The organism is Undibacterium sp. Di27W, assembly GCF_049340345.1.
GTDB lineage: Bacteria > Pseudomonadota > Gammaproteobacteria > Burkholderiales > Burkholderiaceae_D > Undibacterium.
The window spans coordinates 1-429 of record NZ_JBMPOS010000104.1 but is presented as its reverse complement, the minus strand read 5'-3'; the positions used below and the strand labels follow the sequence as shown (position 1 = coordinate 429).

The following is a 429-nucleotide window of genomic DNA, read 5'->3' as shown; positions in this document are numbered from 1 at the left end:
TAGGGTGTCGGTTTAAGGGACCATATTGGTCCTTCTTTTTCGCGTAATCTATATCTTACATTCTCGTTGTACTTGTGCTGATGTCGGAATATGCAGCATAGAAGCATAATCAACGCTTAGATACACTATACCAATTAGGAAATCATGCTTACATATTTGACCAACCCAGCTTCAAAGGCTCACCCAATGGCATCAGAATTGAGTGCGATTTCATGCCATTTGAAATTAAATGATGCGGCGATACAAGCTCCCTATTTCCCAGAAAATCTTGTTGCGCCTATTCAACCTAAAAAGCAAAAGTCGCAGATGCCTGGCTGCTATTTCCCCAACCGGACATACGATGCTCAATTACCGCGCATTGGCATCTCCTACTTAAATTAGGTTCCTGAGATAATTGTCACTACTATCCAACACGGAATTAGGCACATA

At 41.7% G+C, this 429-nt stretch carries 1 protein-coding gene; it reads left to right on the top strand.

Going from position 1 to position 429, the window contains the following annotated elements:
* Positions 1–144: 144 nt before the first annotated feature.
* On the top strand, positions 145–381 hold the full coding sequence (locus tag ACO0LF_RS31490) for a hypothetical protein (protein ID WP_423021350.1): 237 nt from the start codon (positions 145–147) through the stop codon (positions 379–381).
* The last annotated feature ends 48 nt before the right edge of the window (positions 382–429 follow it).

Bases quoted from the DNA above. Each gene is read 5' to 3' on its own strand.
- ACO0LF_RS31490 (WP_423021350.1), top strand. From the start codon at position 145: ATGCTTACATATTTGACCAACCCAGCTTCAAAGGCTCACCCAATGGCA.